At 34.9% G+C, this 25575-nt stretch carries 19 protein-coding genes and 1 riboswitch; of the genes, 1 reads left to right on the plus strand and 18 read right to left on the minus strand.

Annotated features, from left to right (window positions below; genetic code table 11):
* Positions 1 to 32 precede the first annotated feature (32 nt).
* The 17 genes from J2W48_RS00550 to J2W48_RS00630 form a co-directional block, all read right to left on the minus strand.
* Complete coding sequence (locus tag J2W48_RS00550; RefSeq protein WP_310276471.1) at positions 33 to 2393, minus strand: TonB-dependent receptor; 2361 nt, start codon at positions 2391 to 2393, stop codon at positions 33 to 35.
* A 292-nt stretch (positions 2394 to 2685) separates the two neighbouring features.
* Positions 2686 to 4089 (minus strand): pyridoxal phosphate-dependent decarboxylase family protein, encoded by a 1404-nt coding sequence (locus J2W48_RS00555; RefSeq protein ID WP_310276474.1) that lies wholly within the window; start codon positions 4087 to 4089, stop codon positions 2686 to 2688.
* A 33-nt stretch (positions 4090 to 4122) separates the two neighbouring features.
* Positions 4123 to 5346, minus strand: coding sequence for a dicarboxylate/amino acid:cation symporter (locus J2W48_RS00560; protein WP_310276479.1), 1224 nt, complete (start codon positions 5344 to 5346; stop codon positions 4123 to 4125).
* A gap of 77 nt (positions 5347 to 5423) precedes the next feature.
* Positions 5424 to 6077 carry a class I SAM-dependent methyltransferase gene (locus J2W48_RS00565; protein WP_310276482.1) on the minus strand — a complete coding sequence of 218 codons (654 nt, stop codon included), beginning with the start codon at positions 6075 to 6077 and terminating at the stop codon, positions 5424 to 5426.
* 246 nt (positions 6078 to 6323) lie between these two features.
* A complete protein-coding gene (gene metF, locus J2W48_RS00570) occupies positions 6324 to 7280 on the minus strand; it encodes a methylenetetrahydrofolate reductase [NAD(P)H] (protein WP_310276485.1) in 957 nt (318 codons plus the stop codon).
* Between the two features lie 81 nt (positions 7281 to 7361).
* Positions 7362 to 10037 carry a methionine synthase gene (metH, locus tag J2W48_RS00575; protein WP_310276488.1) on the minus strand — a complete coding sequence of 892 codons (2676 nt, stop codon included), beginning with the start codon at positions 10035 to 10037 and terminating at the stop codon, positions 7362 to 7364.
* Positions 10038 to 10329: 292 nt separating this feature from the next.
* Positions 10330 to 11163: a KilA-N domain-containing protein gene (locus J2W48_RS00580; RefSeq protein WP_310276491.1), complete on the minus strand. Its 834-nt coding sequence runs from the start codon at positions 11161 to 11163 to the stop codon at positions 10330 to 10332.
* Position 11164: 1 nt separating this feature from the next.
* Positions 11165 to 12169, minus strand: coding sequence for a homocysteine S-methyltransferase family protein (locus J2W48_RS00585; protein ID WP_310276493.1), 1005 nt, complete (start codon positions 12167 to 12169; stop codon positions 11165 to 11167).
* 313 nt (positions 12170 to 12482) lie between these two features.
* Positions 12483 to 12595: riboswitch (SAM riboswitch) on the minus strand.
* 502 nt (positions 12596 to 13097) lie between these two features.
* Entirely contained in the window at positions 13098 to 13226 is a 129-nt protein-coding gene (locus tag J2W48_RS00590) for a hypothetical protein (protein WP_310276496.1), read from the minus strand.
* Positions 13227 to 13341: 115 nt separating this feature from the next.
* Positions 13342 to 14394 (minus strand): NAD(P)/FAD-dependent oxidoreductase, encoded by a 1053-nt coding sequence (locus J2W48_RS00595; protein ID WP_310276499.1) that lies wholly within the window; start codon positions 14392 to 14394, stop codon positions 13342 to 13344.
* Positions 14395 to 14642: 248 nt separating this feature from the next.
* Positions 14643 to 15224 (minus strand): precorrin-2 dehydrogenase/sirohydrochlorin ferrochelatase family protein, encoded by a 582-nt coding sequence (locus tag J2W48_RS00600; RefSeq protein ID WP_310276502.1) that lies wholly within the window; start codon positions 15222 to 15224, stop codon positions 14643 to 14645.
* A 147-nt stretch (positions 15225 to 15371) separates the two neighbouring features.
* The gene (cobA, locus tag J2W48_RS00605; protein ID WP_310276504.1) at positions 15372 to 16145 is read right to left on the minus strand and encodes a uroporphyrinogen-III C-methyltransferase; all 774 of its coding nucleotides are present in this window, start codon (positions 16143 to 16145) and stop codon (positions 15372 to 15374) included.
* Positions 16138 to 18228, minus strand: coding sequence for a nitrite reductase (locus tag J2W48_RS00610; protein ID WP_310276507.1), 2091 nt, complete (start codon positions 18226 to 18228; stop codon positions 16138 to 16140). Before J2W48_RS00610 ends, cobA begins: the two co-directional genes overlap by 8 nt.
* A gap of 149 nt (positions 18229 to 18377) precedes the next feature.
* Positions 18378 to 19622, minus strand: a complete 1245-nt coding sequence (locus J2W48_RS00615) for a sulfate adenylyltransferase subunit 1 (protein ID WP_310276510.1) — start codon at positions 19620 to 19622, stop codon at positions 18378 to 18380.
* A gap of 105 nt (positions 19623 to 19727) precedes the next feature.
* Positions 19728 to 20627 (minus strand): sulfate adenylyltransferase subunit CysD, encoded by a 900-nt coding sequence (gene cysD / locus J2W48_RS00620; protein WP_310276513.1) that lies wholly within the window; start codon positions 20625 to 20627, stop codon positions 19728 to 19730.
* 225 nt (positions 20628 to 20852) lie between these two features.
* Positions 20853 to 21563 carry a phosphoadenylyl-sulfate reductase gene (locus tag J2W48_RS00625; protein ID WP_310276516.1) on the minus strand — a complete coding sequence of 237 codons (711 nt, stop codon included), beginning with the start codon at positions 21561 to 21563 and terminating at the stop codon, positions 20853 to 20855.
* 24 nt (positions 21564 to 21587) lie between these two features.
* Positions 21588 to 22490 carry a sulfite exporter TauE/SafE family protein gene (locus tag J2W48_RS00630; protein WP_310276519.1) on the minus strand — a complete coding sequence of 301 codons (903 nt, stop codon included), beginning with the start codon at positions 22488 to 22490 and terminating at the stop codon, positions 21588 to 21590.
* Between the two features lie 310 nt (positions 22491 to 22800).
* Between J2W48_RS00630 and J2W48_RS00635 the strand changes: the two genes are divergently transcribed.
* Entirely contained in the window at positions 22801 to 23583 is a 783-nt protein-coding gene (locus J2W48_RS00635; protein WP_310276522.1) for a sulfite exporter TauE/SafE family protein, read from the plus strand.
* A 79-nt stretch (positions 23584 to 23662) separates the two neighbouring features.
* Here the strand turns inward: J2W48_RS00635 and metK are convergent, their stop codons facing one another.
* Complete coding sequence (metK, locus tag J2W48_RS00640) at positions 23663 to 24913, minus strand: methionine adenosyltransferase (protein ID WP_310276525.1); 1251 nt, start codon at positions 24911 to 24913, stop codon at positions 23663 to 23665.
* Positions 24914 to 25575 lie beyond the last annotated feature (662 nt).

The raw sequence follows: 25575 nt of genomic DNA on the forward strand, positions 1-25575 counted from the left end.
TTTAAATAAGGATTATAATTTTAGTTTTTAGTTTACATAAAGAAGTATCTTAATTTTAATGTAAATGACCTGCCAGGTTTTTGCACATTGAAATAATCATATAAGTTCTCATCTGTAATATTGTTACATTCTAATACAGCGTTGTAACGTCCATTTTGCCAGGAGTATGACATAGCAGCTGAATAGTACAATTGCTCCGGAATTTCTCTTTTATTTTCTCCACCTAAGCTAGGGGGATTCAAATAATAACTATCTGAATAACTACCCGATAAATTAACTGTAAAGTTATCATCAGTATATTTGATGTTTTTGAAGTGGAAACCCAAATCGGAATTACCCCATAAAATCGGAGTATTTCCCATTTGTTTGTTATAAAAATAATTAACCTGATTTGTATTAGGCACAAGGGTATCATCCTTATTCAAAGTTTGCTGGTAAGTTACATTTGCATCAAAAGTGAACCATTTCTTATAGCCATATCGAACAACACCTTCAAAACCTGTAATTTCAACTTTTTTAAAATTTTCGTACGGCACCTTAGTAAGCCCTCTTCCAATTTGGATCCAATCTTTTGAGTTCCTGTAAATAAACCCTCCATCTATTCCAAAAGAATGCTTATCAAAAAAATTATTATAGGAGATATTTATATTTATATTATCACTAGTTTCGGGTTTAAGATTAGGATTTGGTATTATTCTAGACCCTCCATCTCCCAACAATTCAACAGCTGATGGAAGTCTGTAGGCGTGTTCATACGATGCTTTGATTTGCAGTTCTTCCGGAATAATAAAATAAGCTGCCACTGTACCATATCCCCAATCATTAAACGAAATGTTTATTTTTTCACGTTCACCATAAAAATCACCATCACCCATTACCTCACCTTTTAAATTATACATTTTAGCAAAAGCTACATAAGATAAACGCTTTTGAAGAGCTGTTAAATTATAAGAAAAACCTAGAAAATTCTTGTCTAATCGAGGTTTAATCAATTCAACATCCTCATCATACTCATCATATTGTGTACGTTTATATCCTAAATATGAATAATTGAGGCCGAAAGCATTGTTTTCGTTTAGATCGTATTTTAAATTGGCATTACTTTGAAGCGATTTTATATCTAATACTGTTAAAAGTTTATTCACATTAATTTCTCCACCACTTTCATAACTTTTAATTACGTAATTACCTGACCAATCGTAGCGTGCAGATGAAGTATCAATAACACGTTCTTGCATTATATTATAAGAAGCAGCTAAAGTTGCTGTTAAGTTTTTAACAAACAAATTTGACTTTTTATATTTCAATGAGGGCACAAAATTTTTACTATCTGTAAAAGCATCTCCCACCACATTTATCATTGTAACTCCTTGCTGTATTTCATTTCTATTTGCGCTTACTGCAGCACCAATTAATAGATAATCTGCATATTTTTTATCTCTTACTCCAACTTCTGCCATGATTGTAGCTTGCTTGTATTGATCATGAAAATGCTCTACTTCTTGTTTAGGTCCAAAAACTCCTGAAAAAGGATCAGGAATACTAGCATCAACTTTATAATTATTATCTGAATAATTAACAAAAGCATTAAGATTGGTCATTATACCATTTTTTGTAGTAAACCTAGTATTGAGAGCTGCTTTATGTGTATTAAAAGAACCAAAACTATAAGAAGCGTCAATAAATCGTCTGGCAGTTTTATTGGTTACAATATTCACAGCACCTCCTATTGCATCGCCTCCAAGTTCAATTGGTACAACGCCTTTGTAAACATCAATGCGTTCAGCCATAGTGGTAGGAATATTATTCAATGTGAATGATGAACCGTAATTATCCATCGGAATACCGTCCATATAGAATTTTACCTGATCTCCTGTAAAACCGTTTAGATAAAACTTAAATTCAGAGCCCATTCCTCCTGTTTCACGTACACGAACTCCTGTAGTCCTATTCAAAACCTGATTCAAATCTGCTGAAGAGTTATAAAGTTTTTTCAAATTAACTGCTGTAATGTTATAAGCTTGTTCCTTAACACGTTGTACTTTAGATTTACCCTTTACCTGAACTTCATCTAAAGCCGCCATATCTTCCTCAATAAATATAGTTGGAATCGTTTTATCTGATTGTCCTAAAATAATTTTGACTTGTTTTGGCTTAAAACCAACATAACTAAATAACAATATATAATTTCCCGGTTCAGCAGTAATTTCATATTCTCCCTTTTCATCGGTTAAGGCTGAATAAGTTGTTCCTTTTAATGCTACTGAAACGCCTTCTACAGGCTTACTATTATCTGATAAGACTATTCCATTTAAATTTACCTTGCTTTGTGAAAAGCCCTGAATTGAAGTTAAAAAAAACAACATCAGGGTTACCATTCTATTTATTTGCATTATATAAAATTTGGTTGAATTAAAATTTGGGACAAAATTAACTTCCACAAAGAGTATTTCCAAATTATATTTAATTATTCTAAATAAAAATAATAATTAACTTTTATAAGATGAAATCAATAATAAATAGTTTTATTTTTAAGATTAAACTAATATTAACTTTAAGATCTGATTAATTTTTATCAATTAAAAGTTAAAACTCAAATGTTAGTTATTAAAAAACTTACAAAAAAACATAAAAAATCCTGCTTAAATGTATAAGCAGGATCTAAAAAATGATTCATTGATAAAATTAAATTGCTGAAATAACAGCTTTCATTTCGCTTATGACGATTCTAATATCGTTTTCAGTTGTTCGCCAGTTTACAAAAGATGCCCTAATTCCTTTTCGGTTTTGATAAACAGTCGGAGTCATAAATACTTTTCCAGTATCGTTAAGACTTGTCAAAAACTGTGATACCTTTTCCTGATTGTGATCTCCTTTTAAAGTAAAGCAAACATTGTTCAGGCGAATTGGAGCCATCAATTCAAAATTTTCATCCTCAATCAATTCATTCCCAAAATGATATGCCATCAAAGCACTGTTTTCGACAATATCGCAAAAGCCTTCCTTTCCGTAAGCCAGTAATGAAAACCAAACCGGTAACGCTCTTAAACGTCTTGAGTTTTCAGGTAATACATTCAAATAATTAAAATTCTCTAACGGATTTCCTAAATAAGGCGCGTTCGAATTCTGAAAGGTTTCTATTTGTAAACTTGCGTGCTCTTTTTTAATTAAATAAAAAGCACTTTCATAAGGCACATTTAACCATTTGTGGCAATCGATTGTAATACTGTCTGCTCCTTCCCAACCATCGACCAAATGTTTAAACTTATCCGAAACCGCAGCAAATCCTCCAAAAGCGGCATCAATATGCCACCAGAAATTGTATATTTCTTTTAGTTTTGAAATAGCTTCAAAATCATCAAAATCGGCTATATTTACTGTTCCTGCACTCGAAATTAGGATGAAAGGCTTTCCGTTTAGACTTTCGATATTTTTCTCTAAATCAACAATATTAATTGCTTCACGATTTCCTTCAATTGTTTTAATTGTAGTGAAGTTATTGCTTCCAATCCCTAACATTGACAATGATTTTATCGAAGAAGAATGTGGAGTGGCAGAAAAGATATTTATAGCTTCTGAAATTCCGTTCTTAGCGAAATCTTTCCCAAACTGTTTTCCAAACCATTGTCTCGCTACTCCTAAACAAGTGAAATTCGACATTGTTGCTCCAGTTACAAATCCTCCTAAAAATGATTTTGGAAGATCTAATAATTGCAAAAGTAAATTGATTGTTTCAAATTCGATTAATGCCGAAGTACCACCCTGTCCTTTTACAGCTTGTGTGTTTTGATCATAAACTGAAGTTAGCCAATCGCCAACAATCGAGGCCGGTGTTGCTCCGCCAGTTACAAAGCCCCAATATCTTGGTCCGGAAGAAGCGACCATTAGCGGTGCCAATCTTTCATTAAATTCTTCTAAAGCGGCCAAAGACCCTACCCCTAATTCATTTAATTCTCTGGTATAATCAATTGAGTTTTTATTAGAAGTGGAAACATTATCAAGATTATTCAAAAAATCGATTCCTTGTTGTTTTGCTTTTTCTAAAATATTTTCGAAATCGTTTAGGTCGTGTTGTAATGCTGGATTCATTATTTTATTTTGAAATAGTTATAAATCATAATCTTACCATTTTGTCTTCTCAGAAAACCGGGAAATCATCATCGAACAAATCAAATCGCAATTGACATTTAATAAAGTAGCAATTGGGTCGACAAGAGTTCCTAAAATCATAGCTACCGGCAAAGCCTGCTCCATTGGGAAACCATAAATGGTAATAGCCAGAACTTCTCCAATATAACCTCCATTTGGAATTCCACCTTCAACAATAGAAACGATTACTGTAATTCCTAACGCTAAAAGTATTGTTGAAGGCTCTGTAAAATCTTTTCCAAACATGGCAAAAAGAACCGTTATTTTTAAAATTGAAGACATACTCGAACCATCTTTGTGTAATGGCGCCCCAAGCGGAATAACCAGATTCCGAACATGATTTGGAATATTCATTTTTTCTGCTGCTTCAAGATTTGCCGGAATTGTCGCAATACTGCTGCAGGTACCAACTGCTGTTAAAGCAGGCGTAATATTGTGGCTCCAAAACACTACAAATGCTCTTTTCCCTCCAGCAATAAAAGCATATAAACTAAAAAATACAAAGAAATAAAAGATACAGGCCCCATAATAAATGCCCAACGGCCTGGCATAAACCCCAAATAATTGTGGTCCGAAAACGCCAACCTGATATGCAAAATAAGCTCCTAAACCAATTGGTGCCATTTTCATAATTATGGTCAAAAACTGTTTCATGACTTCGTTACCTGAATCCAGAAAACTTCTGAAACTACTTCCCTTTTCTCTGGATTGTAAACTGGCATAACCTATTAAAAAAGAAAAAATAATAAGTGCCAGCATACTTTTTCGGGATAACAATTCGAAGAAATCATTTACCGTAAGCAACTGTGCAATCTGATCTCCAATACTCCCGGATTGAATATTTTCGATTGGAATTTTAGAAACTATAATATTCTGATGAATTGGAAAAAGATAAACTGCCAAAATCATTACTATAGCCGATATTAAAATTGTTGCTAAAAAAACGGCAATCATTATAATGAAAAGCTTTCCAAGTTTTTCTGTTCTTTCTAAATTAGCAATAGAAGAAGCAATCGTGAAAAAAATAAGCGGGATAATTGCGGTAAAAAGTAAATTCAGAAATATATCCCCAAGTGGTTTTATAACTTCGACATCTTTACCAAAAAACAATCCTAAAATACTGCCAAGTATAATTCCGCCCAGAAGCAAGAAAATACTACTGTAACTTTCGAGAAAATTGATTTTTTTAACCCCCATAAATCTAAAAGTGTTACAATTTAGAATGAACCATGAACAAAAAATCAATTAAATTACTCAAAAAAAGAGTTCAAAAATTACTTTTCCAAAATAATGGTTGTAAAAATCCTATCAACCAACTCACCGGTTTTACTTTTTATTTTTTCTTTCAGAGTTTCTGAATATTTTATCTTAAAAAGCGTTTTTTCAATTAAATTCTCCACTTTTTCTGTGGTGTAGAGCTCGAATTCATATTTTGTAAAAGGGAGCTGTTTCATGAAGCTTTCCTGAGCAAATGTTAAGCAGAAAATCCCTTTAGTTTTTAAGACCCTATAAATCTCCAACAGCATTTTTTCCGGATTTTGCCAGAAGTATATTGTGTTTACAGTAAAAATTTTATCGAAAAAATTTTCCTGAAACGGGATTTCATTTCCATCGTAAAGTGAAAAATGAACGTGTTTTTTAGCTATAAAATTTTTGTTGATTTGCTGTGCTTCCTGAAACATCAATTCAGAAATTTCGAGACCGTAATAGTTTAAATTAGTACCTTTTTTGAGAAGAGATTCTAAATGTCCTGCATTTCCATGACCAAGCTCAAGTATATTATTTCCACTTGTGATGTTGAGATTCTGAATAGCATTTCGGGTCATATTGATGTTTGTTTCATGCATCATATTACCCATTTCTATTCCTTTTTCTCCTTTGGGAAGTTTTAATTGTGAAGCTATTTCGATTAATTCCTCTTTTTTCATAATCGCAGTAATTTAACTAATTTGAAACTTGAATTCCTAATGCCTGGCCCTGATGGAAGCAGTATCCTTTTTTGTCTTGAAATTATTTTCTAATATAGACAAAACCTGAACAAAAAAGATACAGCGAACAGCTGGACACAAGCGACAGCGAACTGACGCAGTAAATAGTTCCTGATTTTTATTATTAAGAATTTAAGCTAAATTAAACTTTTAAATAAAATGAATCTTAATTCTTAATAACTTTATTTAAAAAACCTGACTGGCGATTTGACGAATATTTTCTGATTTACCCATAGAATAATAATGTAAAAAAGGAACTCCGGCCGCTTTTAGTTCTAATGACTGCTGAATTGCCCACTCAATTCCTACCTGTTTGATTTCTGCATTATTCTTGCATTTATCAACAGCGTGAATTAAATCTTCCGGTAGATCGATACGGAAAATCTGGGGTAAAATCTGCATGTGTTTTTGAACGGCAATTGGCTTGATTCCAGGAATAATTGGTACCGTTATGCCCATTTCCCTTGCTTTCTCAACAAAGGCAAAATATTTTGAATTGTCAAAAAACATTTGTGTAACCACATAATCAGCCCCGGCATCTACTTTTTCTTTCAATCTTCTTAAATCAGATTGTAAGGATGGCGACTCTAAATGTTTTTCAGGATAACCTGCAACCCCAATGCAAAAATCGGCTTTGTTATCGATATCCATCACTTCGTGCAAATATTTTCCGCAATTCAATGCATTGATTTGCTTTACCAGATCAATAGCAAAATTATTCCCGCCAACTTTAGGCACAAAAGATTGTTCGTCTTTCATCGCATCACCACGAAGCGCCATTACGTTATTGATTCCAAGATAATGACAATCAACCAGCATATATTCCGTTTCTTCCTGCGTAAATCCGCCACAAAGTAAGTGTGGCACGGTATCTACATTGTATTTATGTTTTATAGAAGCGCAAATTCCAAGCGTTCCCGGACGCATACGGGTTAGTTTTTTATCTAAAAGTCCGTTGCCCTTATCAATATAAATATACTCTTCACGCGAAGTAGTTACATCTATAAATGGTGGTTTAAACTCCATTAACGGATCAATATTGTCGTATAATTCCTGAATGCTTTTTCCTTTTTGAGGCGGAATAATTTCAAATGAGAATAATGTTTTTCCTTTGGCGTTTTCTATATGTTCTGTTACTTTCATTTTTTACTTTTGTTTCAAGTTTTTCAAGTTTCAGGTTTCAAGTTCGTATGTAACTTGAAACCTGAAACTTAAAACTTTTCTTTAATCTGCTATATTAGGATTTAACCATTTCATGGCGTAATCAGTTGGTACATTTCTACGTTTTGCGTAATCTACAACCTGATCTTCTTTTATTTTTCCGAGTCCGAAATATTTACTTTGCGGATTTCCGAAATAGTACCCGGAAACGGATGAAGCCGGCCACATCGCCATGCTTTCAGTCAGGGTAACCCCGATTTCTTTTTCTACATTCAGAAGTTTCCATATTGTCGGTTTTTCTAAATGGTCAGGACAAGCCGGATAACCCGGTGCCGGACGAATTCCTCTGTAATCTTCAGAAATCATTTCTTCGGTACTTAGATTCTCATCTGATGAATAACCCCAAATTTCCTTACGTACTTTTTCGTGAAGATATTCGGCGAAAGCTTCCGCAAAACGGTCCGCTAATGCTTTAACCATAATCGAATTATAGTCGTCAAGGTCTTTTTCGAATTCGGCAGCCCATTCGTCAACACCAAAACCGGTTGTTACGCAAAATGCGCCCATATAATCGATTTTACCGCTTTCTTTTGGCGCAATAAAATCGGCTAATGCGATGTTTGGAGCTCCTTTTGTTTTTTGTGACTGCTGGCGTAAAGTCAAAAATGTCTGCAATGGTTTTCCGTTTTCATCTGTCAATTCAATATCATCATCGTTGATTTGATTGGCAGGGAAAATGCCGTAAATTCCTTTGGCCTGTAATTTTTTCTCTGCTAAAATTATTTTCAGCATTTCCTGAGCATCTGCAAAAACAGAAGTCGCCTGTTCTCCAACCACCTCATCGGTTAAAATTGCCGGATATTTCCCGAACAATTCCCAGGTTCTGAAAAACGGCGTCCAGTCAATATACGGAACCAAAACATCCAAATCAACTTCGATAACCTGTTCTCCAATTATGTTTGGTTTCACCGGAGTGAAATTTTCCCAATCCAATTGTAATTTGTTTTTACGTGCCTGCTCTATCGTCAGGAAGTTTTTATCTCTTGAACGATTCAAAAACGTTTCCCTAAACGCATCATATTCTGCACGAATATCGCTTGCATATATTTTACGGTTATGATCTAATAAATTTCCTGCCACGGTAACGGCTCTCGAAGCATCATTTACATGAATTACAGTTTCTCTATATTGCGGCGCAATTTTCACGGCAGTATGCGCGCGCGAAGTAGTTGCTCCCCCAATCATAATCGGAATCTTAATATTTTGTTTGTCTAATTCTTTGGCGAGATATACCATTTCGTCAAGCGAAGGCGTGATCAGTCCGCTTAATCCGATAATGTCTACATTATGTTCAATCGCTGCCGCAATAATTTTTTCCGGAGGCACCATAACGCCAAGATCTACAATCTCGTAATTATTACACGCCAAAACCACCGAAACAATATTCTTACCAATATCATGAACGTCTCCTTTTACGGTTGCCATCAGGATTTTTCCGTTCCCCTGTTTGTCACCGGCTTGTTTGCTGGCTTCGATATAAGGCAAAAGATAAGCCACCGCTTTTTTCATTACACGTGCAGATTTTACAACCTGTGGCAGGAACATTTTTCCGCTTCCGAATAAGTCTCCAACCACGTTCATTCCCGTCATCAAATTAATTTCGATAACTTCAATTGGTTTTGTTGCAGCAAGACGAGCCTCTTCAACATCAATTTCTATAAAAGCATCGACTCCTTTTACTAGTGAATGTGTAATTCTCTCCTGAACCGTTCCTAAACGCCATTCCTGAATCGCTTTTTCATCACTTTTTACTTCACCTTTTACGTTCTCTGCAAAATCTAAAAGTCGTTCCGTTGCATCGTCACGTCTGTTTAAAATTACGTCTTCAACGTGTTCTAATAAATCCTTCGGAATATCATCATAAATCGAAAGCATTTCCGGATTCACGATTCCCATCGTCATTCCGTTCTGAATCGCGTGGTATAAAAAAACCGAGTGCATCGCTTCACGAACGTGATCATTTCCTCTGAAAGAAAACGAAACGTTACTTACACCACCGCTAATGTGTGCGTGCGGCAAGTTTTCACGAACCCATTTTGTACCTCTGAAAAAATCAATCGCATTCAACTTATGCTCATCCATTCCCGTTGCAACCGGGAATATGTTCAAATCGAAAATGATATCCTGCGGAGGGAAACCAACTTTGTTTACCAAAATATCATACGAACGCTGACAAATTTCAACTCTACGCTCAAAATTATCGGCCTGACCTACTTCGTCAAAAGCCATAATAATAGCCGCCGCTCCATAACGTTTGATTAATTTGGCGTGGTGAATAAAGGCTTCTTCACCTTCTTTCAACGAAATCGAGTTGACAACGCTTTTCCCTTGTACTACTTTAAGACCCGCTTCGATAATTTCCCATTTCGAACTGTCGATCATAATCGGCACTCTCGAAATATCCGGTTCTGATGCAATTAAATTCAGGAATTTTGTCATTGCCTGAACACCATCAAGCATTCCCTCATCCATATTAATATCGATGATTTGTGCTCCACCTTCTACTTGTTGTCTTGCAATATCAAGCGCCTCGTCATATTTCTCTTCCTTGATTAAGCGAAGGAATTTTCTTGAACCCGTAACATTCGTACGTTCCCCAACGTTTACAAAAACACTTTCGGGCGTAATAATCAACGGTTCTAATCCTGCTAATACAAGGTCTCTTCTTTTTTCTGCCATTTTCTTTTCAATTTTCAACGGTATAAATTCCGTCGCTACAATATGTTTCGTCCCTCTGGAACTGTTACTTCAACGTCTTGCTTGTCTTTGCGAGGAACGAAGCAATCTCATTCCAAATATTTCAAATCTAAAACGATATAAATCCTAACAAACTTATTCTGGGCGTGTCCCAAGGGCCGGGCTATCCACTATTAGTCCTCGCGCTTCCTTCGTCAGGCTGTGGGCTAGCCGCTTCTATCCCTCACGTGGCATTCGGTTTCATAATTGTTTTTTTCTTGAATTTCAATTTGCGTTATGTCAATTTCTTCTGTTCTATTTTCAAGAGTGATGTCATTTGTTCTATAGCCATTTTATTTAAACGTAGAGCTCTTTCATCTTGGCTCAATCCTAGTTTTATTAATTCAGCATTCATACTTTCCATATTTACCAAAACGATAAGTTGATGATATGTTGCTTGATCACGAATATTTCCTTTAATACTTAAATTTTGACTCCTCCATTGTTTTGAGGTAATGCCAAACAAGGCTATATTTAACACATCAGCTTCACTTGCGTAAACAATACCACTTAAAGCTTGGCTAATATCTTTTGGAATTAAATTATTTTTTATTGCATCTGTATGAATACGATAATTTATTTTAGACAACTCTCTACTTAAATTCCAATTCAAAGAAAGACGACTATTTTCGTCATTTTTTAACCTTTGGTAATCCTTAATAATATATAACTTAAACTCCGCTGAAACCCAAGATGCAAACTCAAAAGCAATATCTTTATGCGCAAAAGTCCCTCCATATCTCCCTGATTTTGAAACAATACCAATAGCATTTGTTGTACTTATCCACTTTTGAGGAGATAACGTAAAAGCGTTTGTTCCTGCTTCGTTTTTAAACCTATCGAATTCGATAGGTTTAAAATTAGGATTATTTAATTGTTCCCATAATCCTACAAAAAGAATTGTATCCTTACTTCTAAGCCAATTATTTACAACAATAAAAGCATCATCTGCATTTTTAAATTTAGCAATATCCGTTAATGAAAGATAATCGTTTTCATCTCCAAAATGCAAAACAGCTATTTCGGCTCCGTTTGCATTCAAGACTACTTTATGTTTTATTTTTTCCATCTTACACCAATACCGGCGCCACACGTGGCTTATAATCCTTCGCCACCTCAGCAATTAATCGAATATGATCCGGAGTTGTTCCGCAACAGCCTCCGATTATGTTGATTAAATTATCATCTAAATATTCTTTGATTAAGGCCTGAGTTTGTTCCGGTGTTTCATCATATTGTCCGAATGCGTTTGGCAAACCTGCATTGGGATGTGCCGAAACATTAAACTGAGTATGCTGTGATAATGTTTTTAAATACGGTTTCAATAAATCTGCTCCAAGAGCGCAATTGAATCCTACACTCAATAACGGAATATGTGATACTGAAATCAGGAAAGCTTCAACCGTTTGTCCGGAAAGCGTTCTTCCTGAAGCATCTGTAATTGTTCCTGAAACCATGATTGGAATATCAAGATTACGATCGTCTTTTACTTCTTCGATTGCAAAAAGTGCGGCTTTGGCATTTAAGGTATCGAAAATCGTTTCTACTAAAAGTAAATCGCAGCCACCGTCCATTAAGGCTTCGACTTGTTGTTTGTAGGCAATACGTAAATCATCAAACGTTACAGCTCTGTAACCCGGATCGTTTACATCCGGTGACATACTTGCTGTTCTGTTTGTCGGTCCGATTGAACCGGCAACGAAACGTGGTTTATTTGGATTTTTGGCGGTAAATTCATCGGCTACTTCACGGGCAATTTTAGCTGATTCGTAGTTTAATTCGTAAACGTACTCTTCCAGAAAATAATCAGCCATACCAATTGTCGTTCCTGAAAAAGTATTCGTTTCTACAATGTCTGCACCGGCTTCGTAATAAGCGGCGTGAACATCACGGATTGCTTTTGGTTGTGTTAAGGATAGTAAATCGTTGTTTCCTTTTAGCGGATGCGGAAAATCTTTGAAACGCTCTCCACGAAAATCTTCTTCGGAGAAATTGTAGCGTTGCAGCATGGTTCCCATTGCCCCATCAAGGATTAGGATTTTTTTTTTGATTGCTTCCTGAATTGTTATTGACATATTTTTCCTTTCTTGCAAAAACGCAAAGGCGTTAAAGCTTGTTTAATTCTATTATTATCTTAAGTAAACCTAACATGTTTTGAAAACCTGTTAGGTTTCGACCGTTTGATTCACATTAATTCCAAAAATTCACTACTGTAGGCTAACTAGCCCCGATTGAGCCGGTATCCTCGTAGTGAAACGGAGAGATAAAGGCGAAAGCGGGAACCCATGACTGCAAAAATGCATCAATGATTCGCTCATGATACTGAAATTGATTCAGTAAAATATATTGTATGTTATCAGGAAATGTTGGAAAATACTTAATGTATTTGTGTTATCTATCTTAATTACTGTGTGAGTATTAAGTAGAATGTAGCACCTTCTTTATGATAAAGGGTTGCTAAGGTTTCATTGGGTCTTTCCCTCCGCCTTTCGTGATAACTGACAATAAAAATAGGAACGGCGCAAAGTTATGAAATAGCCTTACCACTTGCAAGTTTTTTTTAAGTTTCTGAAGTGGTAAATTACTAAGATTTTAAGACCTGATTATGTAGTAATTTTAATATTTTGGGTTTTGCTTTGTTTCTCTAAAATTAATAATTTCGATAATTTCAGATGCTGTATTTATTCTGTATACCAAATAATTGTTTTTTATCAACAAATGCTTTATGCAAACTTTGTTTTCTTTTTGATTTTGGAAATTGTTCAGGATTAAAACTTATTTGATTTATTACCTGTTGAATTTTAGTTTCCAGATTTAAAATTTCCTTCGCTGTTCAATTTACCTCCAAGTAATCAATAACCTCATCAAAACCTTTTATCCCCTGTGATGTCCATTCAATCTTTAATGCCATTTTGAAAATCTTTTCATAACATCATCATGGCCTGTTAACCCACCCTTATCAGCCTGCTCAAATCCAATTTGAATTTCAGCTTCTTCTGAAGCTTACATTTTATCAAACCAATCACTTTGATTTGCTTTCAAAACCAATTCCAGTTTCTCTAAAACGCTCTCATCATCAACTTTAACCAACTCCTGAATAAATTGATATTTTCTAGCCTCTAAATTCATCATAATCAAATTTATATAAAAGAATACGAATAAAAAAGCTCAAACTATATTGCAAGTTTGAGCTTTACTATTTTAAATCTTAGTCACTTAGAAACTTAGCGACTTAGCATCTTCAAATTTATACAATTGCCTTAACAACAGCTTTTGGAGCTTCTTTACGAGTTCCGTCGAAACCGTCAACACCTGAAACGGTGGTATATTTTAAAACGTATTTTTTACCAGGATTAATAATTTGATAGGCCGCCTGACACATTAAAGTCGCTTCGTGGAAACCGCAAAGGATCAATTTTAGTTTTCCAGGATACGTGTTTACGTCACCAATGGCGAAGATTCCCGGAATATTGGTTTGGTAATCTAAGGCGTTATTTACTTTAATTGCGTTTTTCTCGATATCTAGTCCCCAATCTGCGATTGGTCCCAATTTTGGTGTTAATCCGAAAAGTGGAATAAAGAAATCCGTTTCGATTTTACGGTGTGCTCCGTTTTCTTCGATATCCAAAGATTCAACATGCTCAGCACCGTTAATTCCGATTACTTCTGCAGGTGTAATTAGTTTGATTTTTCCGGCAGTTTTTAATTCCTGTACTTTTTCTACAGAATCCAAAGCACCTCTAAATTCGTTTCTACGGTGAATTAAAGTTACTTCTGAAGCTACATTGGCAAGGAAAATACTCCAGTCTAAAGCTGAATCTCCTCCTCCGGCAATAACTACTCTTTTATCCCTGAATTTCTCCGGATTTTTGATGAAGTATTTTACTCCTTTATCTTCATAAAACTCGATATCTTCAATAAGAGGCTTACGTGGTTCGAAACTTCCCAAACCTCCTGCAATTGCAATTACAGGTGCGTGGAATTTCTTTCCTTTGTTTGAAGTAACAATGAAACTTCCGTCTTCTTGTTTTTCGATTGTTTCAGCACGCTCACCTAATGTATAACCCGGTTCAAACTGCTTAATTTGTTCCTGCAAGTTATCAATTAAATCTCCTGCCAATACTTCCGGAAAACCGGGAATGTCATAAATAGGCTTTTTAGGATACAATTCTGAAAGTTGTCCTCCTGCTTGTGGCAACGCATCTAAAATATGGCATTTTAATTTTAATAATCCTGCCTCGAAAACGGCAAATAAACCTGTTGGTCCAGCTCCAATTATAAGTATATCTGTTTTAATCATTATGTTGTTGTTTATAATCATTCTTAATAGCACAAAGAAAGGAATAATTTATTTTAATTTGAATGATTTTTATCATTCATTTCTTTGTAATTTTTTTTACTCTTTATTTTTTAATGAAGCGGTAATTTCGTTCATCTTTTTAACCTTGTCTTCAAAATCATCGGGTTAAAACCCGACGTTACAATATGGGTCGTTCCTACGGAACTGAATTCTATTTTCTTTGTTCTTTAATCTATATTCTCTAAACTTTACTCTTCATTTTTTAAAGAAGCGGTGATTTCATTCATTCTTTTAACTTTATCTTCAAAATCGCCCTTTAAGGTTTTTCTGTATTCATTGAGGTTTTCAACCATTTTATTGATATCCTCAGGAATTACTTCTTCAAAAAACTCCCGCAGCCTTTTGGCGGTTGTAGGTGATTTTCCGTTGGTTGAAATGGCAATTTTCACATTCCCTTTCGTTACGATTCCGCCTAAATAATAATCACATAAATCGGGCGTATCAGCAATATTGCAAATCAAATAACGCTTTCTTGATAAATCATATACTCTCTTATTGACTTTTAAATCATCAGTACAAGCAATTACCATGTGGCGTTTTTTGAGCATTTTCTTTTTGAACTTCGCTTCCGTCAGTTTTATTGAAGGATGCTTTTCTGCCAAAACCTTAATTTCTAAGTGAAAGTCAGGCGCCACCACCTCAACATTGGCATTTGGACTTGATTTCAGTAAAAAAGAAAGCTTTTCTAATCCGACATTTCCTCCTCCCACAATCAAAACATTCAGATTGTGCAGTTTTAAAAATATTGGATATAATTCATTTTGTTCCATTTTAATTTATTTTCATTGGATAAAAAATCCAATTTACATATTATTTCGTATTGAATCCGATTTATGTATCCATCAGAATTAATTCAATTCTCTGCGTACATCGGGTTGAAACCCGACACTACAATATGTAACGTTCCTACGGAACTTTTATCGAATGATTTCTTTTGATAGAAATTCCTCGTAAAACCCTTTTAATTTATGGCTTTCGCGAACCACTTCTCCTAAAACAATAATCGCCGGTGAACTTAATTTTTTCTCTTTTACAATTTCTAAAATCGAATCTACCGTTCCAACTCCAACTTTTTCTTCAGTTGTTGTTCCGTTTTGAATGATCGCTACAGGTAAATCGCCTTTATCTTCTTTTTGAAACAATTCGATAATTTGGGGCAATTTGTGCATTCCCATCAAAATCACAACTGTTGCAGATGATTGAGCCGCCAAGGCAACATCCGAAGATAATCTTCTGTCGGAAGTTGTTCCCGTGATTGCCCAAAAGCTTTCAGAAACACCTCTTTTTGTAATCGATATTCCCTGACTCGCCGGAACTGCAACTACCGATGAAACTCCGGGAATTACAAACGTTTCGATTCCGAAACTCTCCGCAAATTCTATTTCTTCACTTCCACGTCCGAAAATAAATGGATCTCCGCCTTTTAGCCGAACTACGTTTCCGTAGGTTAACGCATTATCTACAATCAACTGATTGATCTGATCCTGTGTATAAGTGTGATTTCCAATTTGCTTTCCAACAAAAATTCTGATGGAGTCCTTTGGAGCATGCGCTAATATTTCATCATTCGCCAATGCATCATACAAAACCACATTCGCTTCGGCCAGTGCTTTTGCGGCTTTTAGCGTAAGCAGATCCGGATCTCCGGGGCCAGCGCCGACTAAAGTTACTTTTGGTTTAATATTAAGCATTAGCTAATTCCTGAGCTCTGTATTTTTCAATTATATCAAAAAAGGCAATTCCTTCCTGAATATATTTTTTTGCAAATGCTTCAGAAGGTTCTGTTTTATTGATTTGATACACCAATTCTTTAAAGCTTGTTGGCAATTCAATTTTAGAAGTTGCAATGAAAACAGTATCAAACAAATCAACAATTCCTGCATGATTGTTTGTTTTTTCGTTTTCAGAAAGCAATAATGCCTTTGCACCGTTTACAAATCCTGCATATGCGTGATAAATTGCGTCAGACCATTTATTTTCATCAAATGATTCCTGAGCGAACGTCAATTTGTCTTTTGCTTCTAATAATAAAGTAGCTACCAAATCAATTACAACACCGGCACATTCTCCAACTCCAACTGCTTTTACATAGTTATCTGCATTACCCCAATCTATAAAATCAGCTTCGGTTAAATTGGTTACATCTGCAAAAGGTTTTAAAATTTCATAGAAATATTTCTCTCCTTTTTGATCGTAATAATTCAGGAATTTTTCTCCGTTTGCATTGGCATCAAAATCATTTAAAATCGTACGTAAAGCATCTGGTCCTCTTCGGCTTGGGATTTTAATTACTTTGTCAGCAAAACGTCCAACTCCATTTCCTAATCTTCCTCCACCTAATAAAACCTGCAATGCCGGAGCTACTAATTTTCCAGAATTAATTGACATTCCCTGAAAACCAATTGCCGACATATTGTGTTGTCCGCAAGCATTCATACAACCGCTGATTTTTATTTCAATTTCCTGATTGTTTAGATATTGAGGATACTCTGCATTTAAAACTTTCTCCAATTCATCTGCAATACCGGTACTACTTGCAATCCCCAAATTACAAGTATCAGTACCGGGACATGCTGTAATATCCACTGTAGAATTATAACCTAAATGAACAAAGTCCAATTTGGCTAATTCCTGATAAAAGAAAGGTAAATTTTCTTCTTTTACGTGACGAATTACAATATTCTGACGCAATGAAAAACGCAATTCATTTGCTGCATAATTTTTAATCAACTCAGCTAATAATCTCGCTTTATCGGTATAAAAATCTCCTAATAAAACTTTTATTCCGATAGCGTAATAACCTTCTTGCTTCTGTGCAATTACATTCGATTTTTTCCACGCGTCATATGCTGCCGTATCTTCGATTGTAACCTGCGGAACTTCTAATAATGGTTCCGGAATTGGTCCGTCAAAAGCGGTTGTATCAATTTCGTATGTTTCAAAAGCAATTGCTTTTTTCTCTTTTTCAACCAAATCAAGGAAAACATCTCTTCCCATTTCCTTGATTAAGAATTTCATACGGGCTTTCATTCTTTTCGCACGCTCACCGTATCGGTCAAAAATACGAATGATGCCTTCAGCTGTTGGAATGATTTGATTAACCGGGATAAATTCTGAAAGTAATTCGGCATGAGCAGGCTGTGAACCTAAACCTCCACCAAAAACTACTTTAAAACCTTTTTCACCGTTTACAATTTTCGGAATAAATCCTAAATCGTGTAAATAACTCAAAGCTGTATCTTCATCAGATGATGAGAACGAAATTTTGAATTTACGTCCCATTTCCTGACAAATTGGATTTCTCAATAAATATTGAAACATTCCGTGTGCATAAGGCGTAACATCAAATGGTTCATTTACATCTACTCCCGCCAATTCACTTCCTGTAATATTTCTTACGGTATTTCCACAAGCTTCACGCAAGGTAACATCGTCTTTTGCCAAATTTGCCCAAAGTTCCGGAGTTCTGTCTAAACTTACGTAGTGAATCTGAATATCCTGACGTGTTGTGATATGCAAACGCCCTGTAGAATATTCATCAGAAACTTTAGTAATACGTACCAATTGTTCGCTGGTCACTTTACCATAAGGCAATTTGATACGAATCATCTGAACGCCTTCCTGGCGCTGACCGTAAATTCCACGCGCTAAACGAAGACTACGAAAACGCTCATCATCAATTTCTCCTCCACGGAATAAATGAATCTTTTTTTCTAAATCGATAATCTCTTTCTGAACTATCGGATTTTCTATTTCTGTTCTAAAACTTTCCATATTCTTTTAAGCTTTGAGCCTTGGGCTATGAGCTGTGGGCTGTTATCTGTATTATAAACTTATATATTTTTAGATTTACTCTAAAATTAGGTTTTAACCATTATCCAAAAGCGCTAGGCTCAAAGCCCATAGCTGAAGCTGAAAGCTTCCTATCTAATAAATCCTACTCCTGCTGTTGTATTGGTTACAGCATCAATTAAAATAAAAGCACCGTTTGATTTATTTTCATTATAAGAATCAAAGTATAATGCTTTGCTTAATTTGATACTTACTTCTCCAATTTCATTAATTGCTAATTGTGATGCCGGCGTAGTTCCTGAATAATCAGTCGCAATTGTATTGGTAACACGCTCAATTTTAGCTAAAACCCTGTTTGTATTATGCTGTACAAAATATTTAGCTCCTGGAACTAATTTTTTGCTGTCCATCCAACATACAGTAGTCACAATATCTTTTTCAATTTTTGGAAGCTCATCAGATTTTACAATCATATCGCCTCTTGTAACATTGATATCGTTTTCTAGTTCGATTGTGATGGATGAACCTGCAACAGCTTCATCAAATTGCTTATCGAAAAAGTGAATGTTTGTAACTTTTGATTCGGTTAAAGAAGGTAAAACGGTTACAGCATCACCAACTTTAATGGAGTTCCCGTATAATTTTCCGGCATACCCTCTAAAATCATGGTATTCTTCTGTTTTTGGACGAATAACGGTCTGAACCGGGAAACGTGCTTTTCCAGCTTCAAAAACATCTGAAGAATGCAAGTCTTCTAAATGTTCCAAAATTGTCTGTCCTTCGTACCAAGGCATTCCTCCTAATTTTTCCACTACATTATCTCCTGTCAAAGCGCTTAACGGAATGTAGCTTACGTTTTGTTCCTTGAAAGTACTTTTAGCATTCAATGCCTGAAAATCGGCTTTGATTTTATTGAAAACTTCTTCAGAATAATCGACTAAATCCATTTTGTTGATTGCCACAATTACTTCTTTTACCCTCAATAAATTATTGATGAAAAAGTGACGGTAGGTTTGCTCAATAACTCCTTTTCTGGCATCAATTAAAATGATAGAAACCTGAGACGTTGAAGCTCCTGTAACCATGTTTCTGGTATATTCTACGTGACCAGGAGTATCGGCAATAATGTAACTTTTCTTTGCAGTCGAAAAATAAATGTGCGCTACATCAATCGTAATTCCTTGTTCTCTCTCTGCTACCAATCCGTCAGTAGCCAGTGAGAAATCAAGATAATCATATCCTTTTTGCTTACTGCTTTTTTCGATTGCTTCTATTTTATCAGTAGTCAATGATTTTGTATCATACAATAATCTTCCGATCAAAGTACTTTTTCCATCATCTACACTTCCTGCTGTTGCTATTTTTAAAACTTCCATTCTTATGAAATTGTATATTGTATTAATGTAAAATGTATTTTGTAAAATGTATTTTGTAAAACAAGAACTCAATCTTAGCATTTTACAATATACTTTTTACAATTTTTAAAAGTATCCTTGTTGCTTTCTTTTCTCCATTGCGGCTTCAGAACGTTTATCATCGATTCTCGCCCCTCTTTCTGAAATTGTTGAAGATCTGATTTCGCCAACTACTTCAGCAATTGTTGCTGCGTAAGAATCAACTGCTGCTGTACAACTCATATCTCCAACAGTTCTGAAACGAACAATTCTTTCTTCGATTTGCTCATCTTCTTCCTGATATACAAAAGGAGAATGTGACCAGATCATACCGTCTCTTAAAAAAACTTTTCTTTTATGTGAAAAATAGATAGATGGAATTTCGATGTGTTCTTTTTCAATATAACTCCAAACATCTAATTCTGTCCAGTTTGAAATTGGGAAAACACGAACATTTTGACCATTTTCAATTTTTCCATTCAAAATATCAAATAATTCAGGGCGTTGATTTTTTTCATCCCATTGACCAAAATCGTCACGAACAGAAAAAATACGTTCTTTTGCTCTGGCTTTCTCTTCATCACGACGCGCTCCGCCAATACAGGCATCAAACTTAAATTCTTCGATAGCATCAAGAAGCGTTGTTGTCTGCAAACTATTTCTACTGGAATATTTCCCGGTTTCCTCAACTACTTTTCCTTCATCAATAGCATCCTGAACATTACGAACGATTAACTCTAATCCTAATTCTTCAACCAATTTATCTCTGAAAGCAATTGTTTCAGGAAAATTGTGTCCCGTATCAACGTGCAATAATGGAAAAGGAATTTTTGCAGGGAAAAATGCCTTTTGTGCCAAACGCACTAATGTTATAGAATCTTTTCCTCCCGAAAAAAGCAAAACCGGTTTGTCAAACTGAGAAACTACTTCTCTAAAGATGTATATCGCTTCGCTCTCTAAAGCATTTGTTTTTAATACTGAACTCATTTTGTTTTTTGTTTTAAAAAGTTTCAAGTTTCAGGTTTCAGGTTTTTCGCCTGATCTAAAGCTTTCCGCTTGTATTTTTTTATTCTTAATTCTTTTTTATGCAATGGATTAAATCCGTTATTTCATTCTAAATCACAATCGGTTAAAACCCGACGCTACAATATAAATCGTTCCTCTGGACTTTAAATCTATATTCTCTTTCTTCTTTGCTCTTTCTTCTTTACCCTACTCTTTCTTCGCACTATGCAAACCACATTCTTTATGACTTGATTCCCACCACCATCTTCCGGCTCTAATGTCTTCACCCGGAAAAATTGCTCTTGTACAAGGCGCACATCCAATACTTACAAAACCTTTTTTGTGCAAGGCATTTTGAGGCACATTGTTTTCTGATAAATACTTCTCAACTTCCTCTAAAGTCCATTTTAATAATGGATTAAATTTGATGATTTCAAAACCTGCATCGTATTCAAACAAATTCAAATCCTGTCTGTTTTCCGATTGCTCGGCTCTTAAGCCCGTAATCCAAACTGCATTTCCTGCCAAAGCTTTTCTTAACGGAACTACTTTTCGAATAAAACAACATTCTTTTCTGTTCTCAACCGAATCATAAAAACTATTAGGTCCTTTTTGTTTCAGTAAATTCTCAACTGCGGTTGCTTCCGGGAAATATACCTCAATATGTTTTTTATATTTTTTTAATGTCTTATGAAAAACATCATATGTTTCCTGAAACAATCTTCCTGTATCTAATGTAAAAATGGTAATCTCCTGATTACTTTTTGCAATAAAATCAGTAATTACCTGATCTTCCTGACCAAAAGATGTTGAAAAAACAACCTTTCCCGGATATTGATTCGCTAAAAAAGCCAATGTTTCTTCGAGAGAAAATTCTTTTGTTATATCCAACAATACTGTTATATCTTTTGCATCCATGTTGTTCTCTTTCCTGATGATTTATTACAATAATTTAGATAATGTTTTCAAACTCAATAGTATAATTAAAATCCCTACAGCAATCATCATTGGCTTTCTTTTAATTTTATTTACTAAAAAAGCAGCCAGCGGAGCAGCCATAACACCTCCTAAAATTAAACCTATGATAACCTGCCATCCGTGAATTCCTCCAAAAAACATAAAGGTAATACCACTTGCAAATGAAACCGCAAATTCGGCTGCATTTACTGAACCTATTGTATATCTTGGATTTCTTCCTCTTCCTAATAACGTAGAAGTTACAATTGGTCCCCAGCCTCCACCTCCAACAGAATCCATAAAACCTCCAAAAGCGGCCAGAATTCCTAATTTTTTGGTTTTCTTTTTAATAATATTTTTAACCAACGCTTTTCTAATAATTATAATCGCCAAAACAATCATATAAACTGCGATAAATGGTTTAATGACATTGCCGTCAATTATATCAGACAACAAATAAGCCCCAGTAATCGAACCTAAAACCCCTGGAATTAATAGATTTTTTACGAGTTTTTTGTTGATGTTTCCAAAACGATGATGCGAAATTGCAGATGCTCCGGTTGTAAACATTTCAGCTACGTGAACCCCAGTACTACTAACTACTGGTGGCACTCCATAAGCCAATAAAAATGAAGTTGAGGTTGCTCCGTAACCCATTCCTAAAGTTCCATCAACTAGCTGGGCAAAAACTCCAATGGCAAAAAACACTAAAAACTCCTGATTGAACCCTGCAATTAATCCTTCTACAGAAAACTCAGCATAATGATTATAAATCAAAATTGACAATAAACCTACTAATAAAACCACAGGAATCGCAACCCAAAGTTTTTCTTTAATTGGTGTATCTGACTTTAAATCATCACTATTAATTTTCAGTTCTTTCTCCATATTATTGCTACGGCTCTTTTTCAAAAATCCATTACCCTATCGGCTTAGTAGATTGAAAGGCAAAATTACTATTTATTTCTAAATATCAAAACAATATTTAATTTTTTTCTCTTCTAAATATCTTTCAATCCTAACATAAGCTATTTTAGAGCAGTCAATAAATTAATTTTTATAAATTTTTAATCATATTTAACTGTATATGAAGACTGTAATCTCAAAATAATCTTGTTCATCAATTATGTTTTCCTAAAGTCTACCATATCCATAGGATAATTATAAAATTGTTTATATTTTTACGCCAAAATTTTTTATGGATTTACAGATAGGTCTAGTAATTGCAGGTTTAGTGGTAGGATTCGTGGTTGGACTAACAGGTGTGGGAGGCGGTTCTTTAATGACTCCTATTTTATTGTGGTTTGGTATTCCTCCAACAACTGCCGTTGGAACTGATCTATTGTATGCTGCTTTTACCAAAATGGGGGGCGTATTTGTACACCACAAAAAAGGAAACATCAATTGGACAATTACAGGATGGCTAACTTTAGGAAGTGTTCCCGCAGCATTATTGACTTTATGGATACTCAACAGTATTAAAACAGATATTTCGACTATAAATGCGGTAATAAAATACAGTTTAGGCTGGGCGTTACTTTTTACATCGGTTGCCATTTTATTTAAAAAAAGGTTATTAAAATATTCCCAAAAACATGCGGGTGATAAATTTCACAGTGAAAGCCATACTCAGAATATGCTGACTATTGGCATTGGCATATTGTTAGGAGCAACTGTAACACTTACTTCTATTGGCGCCGGAGCTTTGGGTACCGTTACTTTATTTTTCCTCTATCCAATTTTGCCAACGCCCCGTTTAGTTGGAACTGAAATCGCTCATGCCGTTCCGTTGACTCTTGTTGCCGGTATTGGACACGCATCAATGGGGAATTTAGATTTAGTTTTATTAGGCCAATTATTATTAGGATCGCTTCCGGGAATTTTTATCGGAAGTATGCTAAGTGGAAAAGTTCCTGATTTATTTCTAAGAAATGCAATCGCTGTTATGCTTTTTCTGGCTGGTTATAAATTGATTTTTTAGAAGATAATATTAAGAGAAAATAAAAGAGGCTGTCTAAATGAATGGACAGCCTTTTTTTGTATAAATTTTTCAGATTGAATTACAATCCAAATTCAGCTTTTACTTTATCAACAAAATCAAGTTTTTCCCAAGTAAACAATTCTACAGTAACCGTTTTTTCATTTCCTCCGGGAGCAGAAAAAGTTTTAGTTACCGTTTCCGGTTTACGTCCCATGTGCCCGTAAGCAGCAGTTTCGCTGTAAATGGGGTTTCTTAATTTCAAACGTTGCTCAATAAAGTAAGGGCGCATATCAAATAAAGCCTCTACTTTTTTAGCGATTTCGCCGTTTGTTAAGCCTACTTTAGAAGTTCCGTAAGTATCAATAAAAATACCCATTGGTTCAGCAACTCCAATGGCATAAGAAACCTGTACCAGGATTTCGGCAGCAACACCGGCAGCAACTAAGTTTTTAGCGATATGACGTGTAGCATACGCCGCACTTCTGTCTACTTTACTCGGATCCTTTCCGGAGAAAGCACCACCACCGTGAGCACCTTTTCCACCGTAAGTATCAACAATGATTTTTCTTCCTGTTAAACCAGTATCTCCGTGAGGTCCTCCAATAACGAATTTTCCAGTTGGGTTAATATGGTAGTTGATTTTATCGTTGAATAAATGAGCGTGAGCCGGATTTTTAGCAATGATCCTTGGAATCAAAATTTCGATAATATCTTTTTTGATTTTAGCCAGCATTGTAGCTTCTTCATCAAAATCATCGTGTTGAGTTGAGATTACAATCGCATCAATACGAGTTGGTTTATTGTCATCACTATATTCTAAAGTTACCTGAGATTTAGCATCAGGACGTAAATAATTGATTTCTTTGTTTTCACGTCTTAAAATGGCTAATTCCTGCAATAATTTATGAGATAAATCAAGTGCCAATGGCATGAAGTTTTCAGTTTCGTTAGTGGCATAACCAAACATCATTCCCTGGTCTCCCGCACCTTGTTCTTCTGGCTTAGCCCTGTCAACACCCTGATTAATATCAGCTGATTGCTCATGAATTGCTGAAAGAATCCCACAAGAATTAGCTTCAAACATGTACTCGCTTTTTGTATATCCTATTTTACGGATTACGTCTCGCGCAATTTGCTGAACATCAAGATAGGTATTCGATTTTACTTCTCCGGCCAAAATTACCTGACCTGTGGTAACAAGAGTTTCGCATGCTACTTTTGAGTCGGCATCAAATGCCAAAAAGTTATCAATTAATGCATCCGAAATTTGATCTGCAACTTTGTCCGGATGCCCTTCACTAACAGATTCTGACGTAAATAAATAAGCCATAATAATTTATTAAATTAAAATTAAGCGAGGAGAAATAATTGCTAAAAGGGCTAAAGGAGAGTTTCTGCTTTAGCATTTTTTACTACTGAAATCAATCTTTCAGTATTCATAATGAACCGTTTCATTATGAAGAGGTTGCAATCAGTTCAAATTTTTCCTCTGTATTCGCGTGCAAAGGTATAAAACCATTTTGATTTGCAAATCAAACTTCTGTTTTTTTTAAATTTTTAAATAGAAATTTAACATAACATAGTAACTTGATAGGGGTAATAGAAATTATTTACATTTTTATTTGGTGGTCTCAAAAAAAGTTCTCAAATTTGCCAGACAAAACAATAAGAAAAATGAATTTAGGTATTAAAAATATGTGCTGTATGATGTCGGAAACTTCCGCAGAGCACACTATTGTTTAGTATATAAATCTAAAATAACAATAAAACCTCTGCAATTCGCGGAGGTTTTTTTTTGATTTAAATTGAAAGGATAAAAAATTAAACCATATAAGTGATGTAAGAGAATATAGTTAGATTTCAAGTAGAACTAAATGAACTTATATCACATATATGGTAAAAAAATAAAAAATAAAATGAATAATTCAATAGTAAATAAAATGATGTGTTGCAAGATGTCGATGTGCATCCCCATTTGCTATTGCCGAAAGT

It is taken from the genome of Flavobacterium piscis (assembly GCF_031457575.1).
In the GTDB taxonomy this organism is placed as follows: Bacteria; Bacteroidota; Bacteroidia; order Flavobacteriales; family Flavobacteriaceae; genus Flavobacterium; species Flavobacterium piscis_A.

What these genes read in the sequence shown, in the direction of transcription:
- J2W48_RS00625 (WP_310276516.1), bottom strand. Translation starts at nt 21,563, where the DNA reads ATGGATGCAAAAGATATAACAGTATTGTTGGATATAACAAAAGAATTT.
- J2W48_RS00600 (WP_310276502.1), bottom strand. Translation starts at nt 15,224, where the DNA reads ATGGAACAAAATGAATTATATCCAATATTTTTAAAACTGCACAATCTG.
- J2W48_RS00560 (WP_310276479.1), bottom strand. Translation starts at nt 5,346, where the DNA reads ATGGGGGTTAAAAAAATCAATTTTCTCGAAAGTTACAGTAGTATTTTC.
- metF (WP_310276485.1), bottom strand. Translation starts at nt 7,280, where the DNA reads ATGAAAGTAACAGAACATATAGAAAACGCCAAAGGAAAAACATTATTC.
- J2W48_RS00595 (WP_310276499.1), bottom strand. Translation starts at nt 14,394, where the DNA reads ATGATTAAAACAGATATACTTATAATTGGAGCTGGACCAACAGGTTTA.
- J2W48_RS00635 (WP_310276522.1), top strand. Translation starts at nt 22,801, where the DNA reads ATGGATTTACAGATAGGTCTAGTAATTGCAGGTTTAGTGGTAGGATTC.
- J2W48_RS00610 (WP_310276507.1), bottom strand. Translation starts at nt 18,228, where the DNA reads ATGGAAAGTTTTAGAACAGAAATAGAAAATCCGATAGTTCAGAAAGAG.
- J2W48_RS00585 (WP_310276493.1), bottom strand. Translation starts at nt 12,169, where the DNA reads ATGTCAATAACAATTCAGGAAGCAATCAAAAAAAAAATCCTAATCCTT.
- metH (WP_310276488.1), bottom strand. Translation starts at nt 10,037, where the DNA reads ATGGCAGAAAAAAGAAGAGACCTTGTATTAGCAGGATTAGAACCGTTG.
- J2W48_RS00615 (WP_310276510.1), bottom strand. Translation starts at nt 19,622, where the DNA reads ATGGAAGTTTTAAAAATAGCAACAGCAGGAAGTGTAGATGATGGAAAA.
- J2W48_RS00590 (WP_310276496.1), bottom strand. Translation starts at nt 13,226, where the DNA reads ATGATGAATTTAGAGGCTAGAAAATATCAATTTATTCAGGAGTTGGTT.
- cysD (WP_310276513.1), bottom strand. Translation starts at nt 20,627, where the DNA reads ATGAGTTCAGTATTAAAAACAAATGCTTTAGAGAGCGAAGCGATATAC.
- J2W48_RS00550 (WP_310276471.1), bottom strand. Translation starts at nt 2,393, where the DNA reads ATGCAAATAAATAGAATGGTAACCCTGATGTTGTTTTTTTTAACTTCA.
- J2W48_RS00565 (WP_310276482.1), bottom strand. Translation starts at nt 6,077, where the DNA reads ATGAAAAAAGAGGAATTAATCGAAATAGCTTCACAATTAAAACTTCCC.
- J2W48_RS00580 (WP_310276491.1), bottom strand. Translation starts at nt 11,163, where the DNA reads ATGGAAAAAATAAAACATAAAGTAGTCTTGAATGCAAACGGAGCCGAA.
- J2W48_RS00630 (WP_310276519.1), bottom strand. Translation starts at nt 22,490, where the DNA reads ATGGAGAAAGAACTGAAAATTAATAGTGATGATTTAAAGTCAGATACA.
- J2W48_RS00555 (WP_310276474.1), bottom strand. Translation starts at nt 4,089, where the DNA reads ATGAATCCAGCATTACAACACGACCTAAACGATTTCGAAAATATTTTA.
- cobA (WP_310276504.1), bottom strand. Translation starts at nt 16,145, where the DNA reads ATGCTTAATATTAAACCAAAAGTAACTTTAGTCGGCGCTGGCCCCGGA.
- metK (WP_310276525.1), bottom strand. Translation starts at nt 24,913, where the DNA reads ATGGCTTATTTATTTACGTCAGAATCTGTTAGTGAAGGGCATCCGGAC.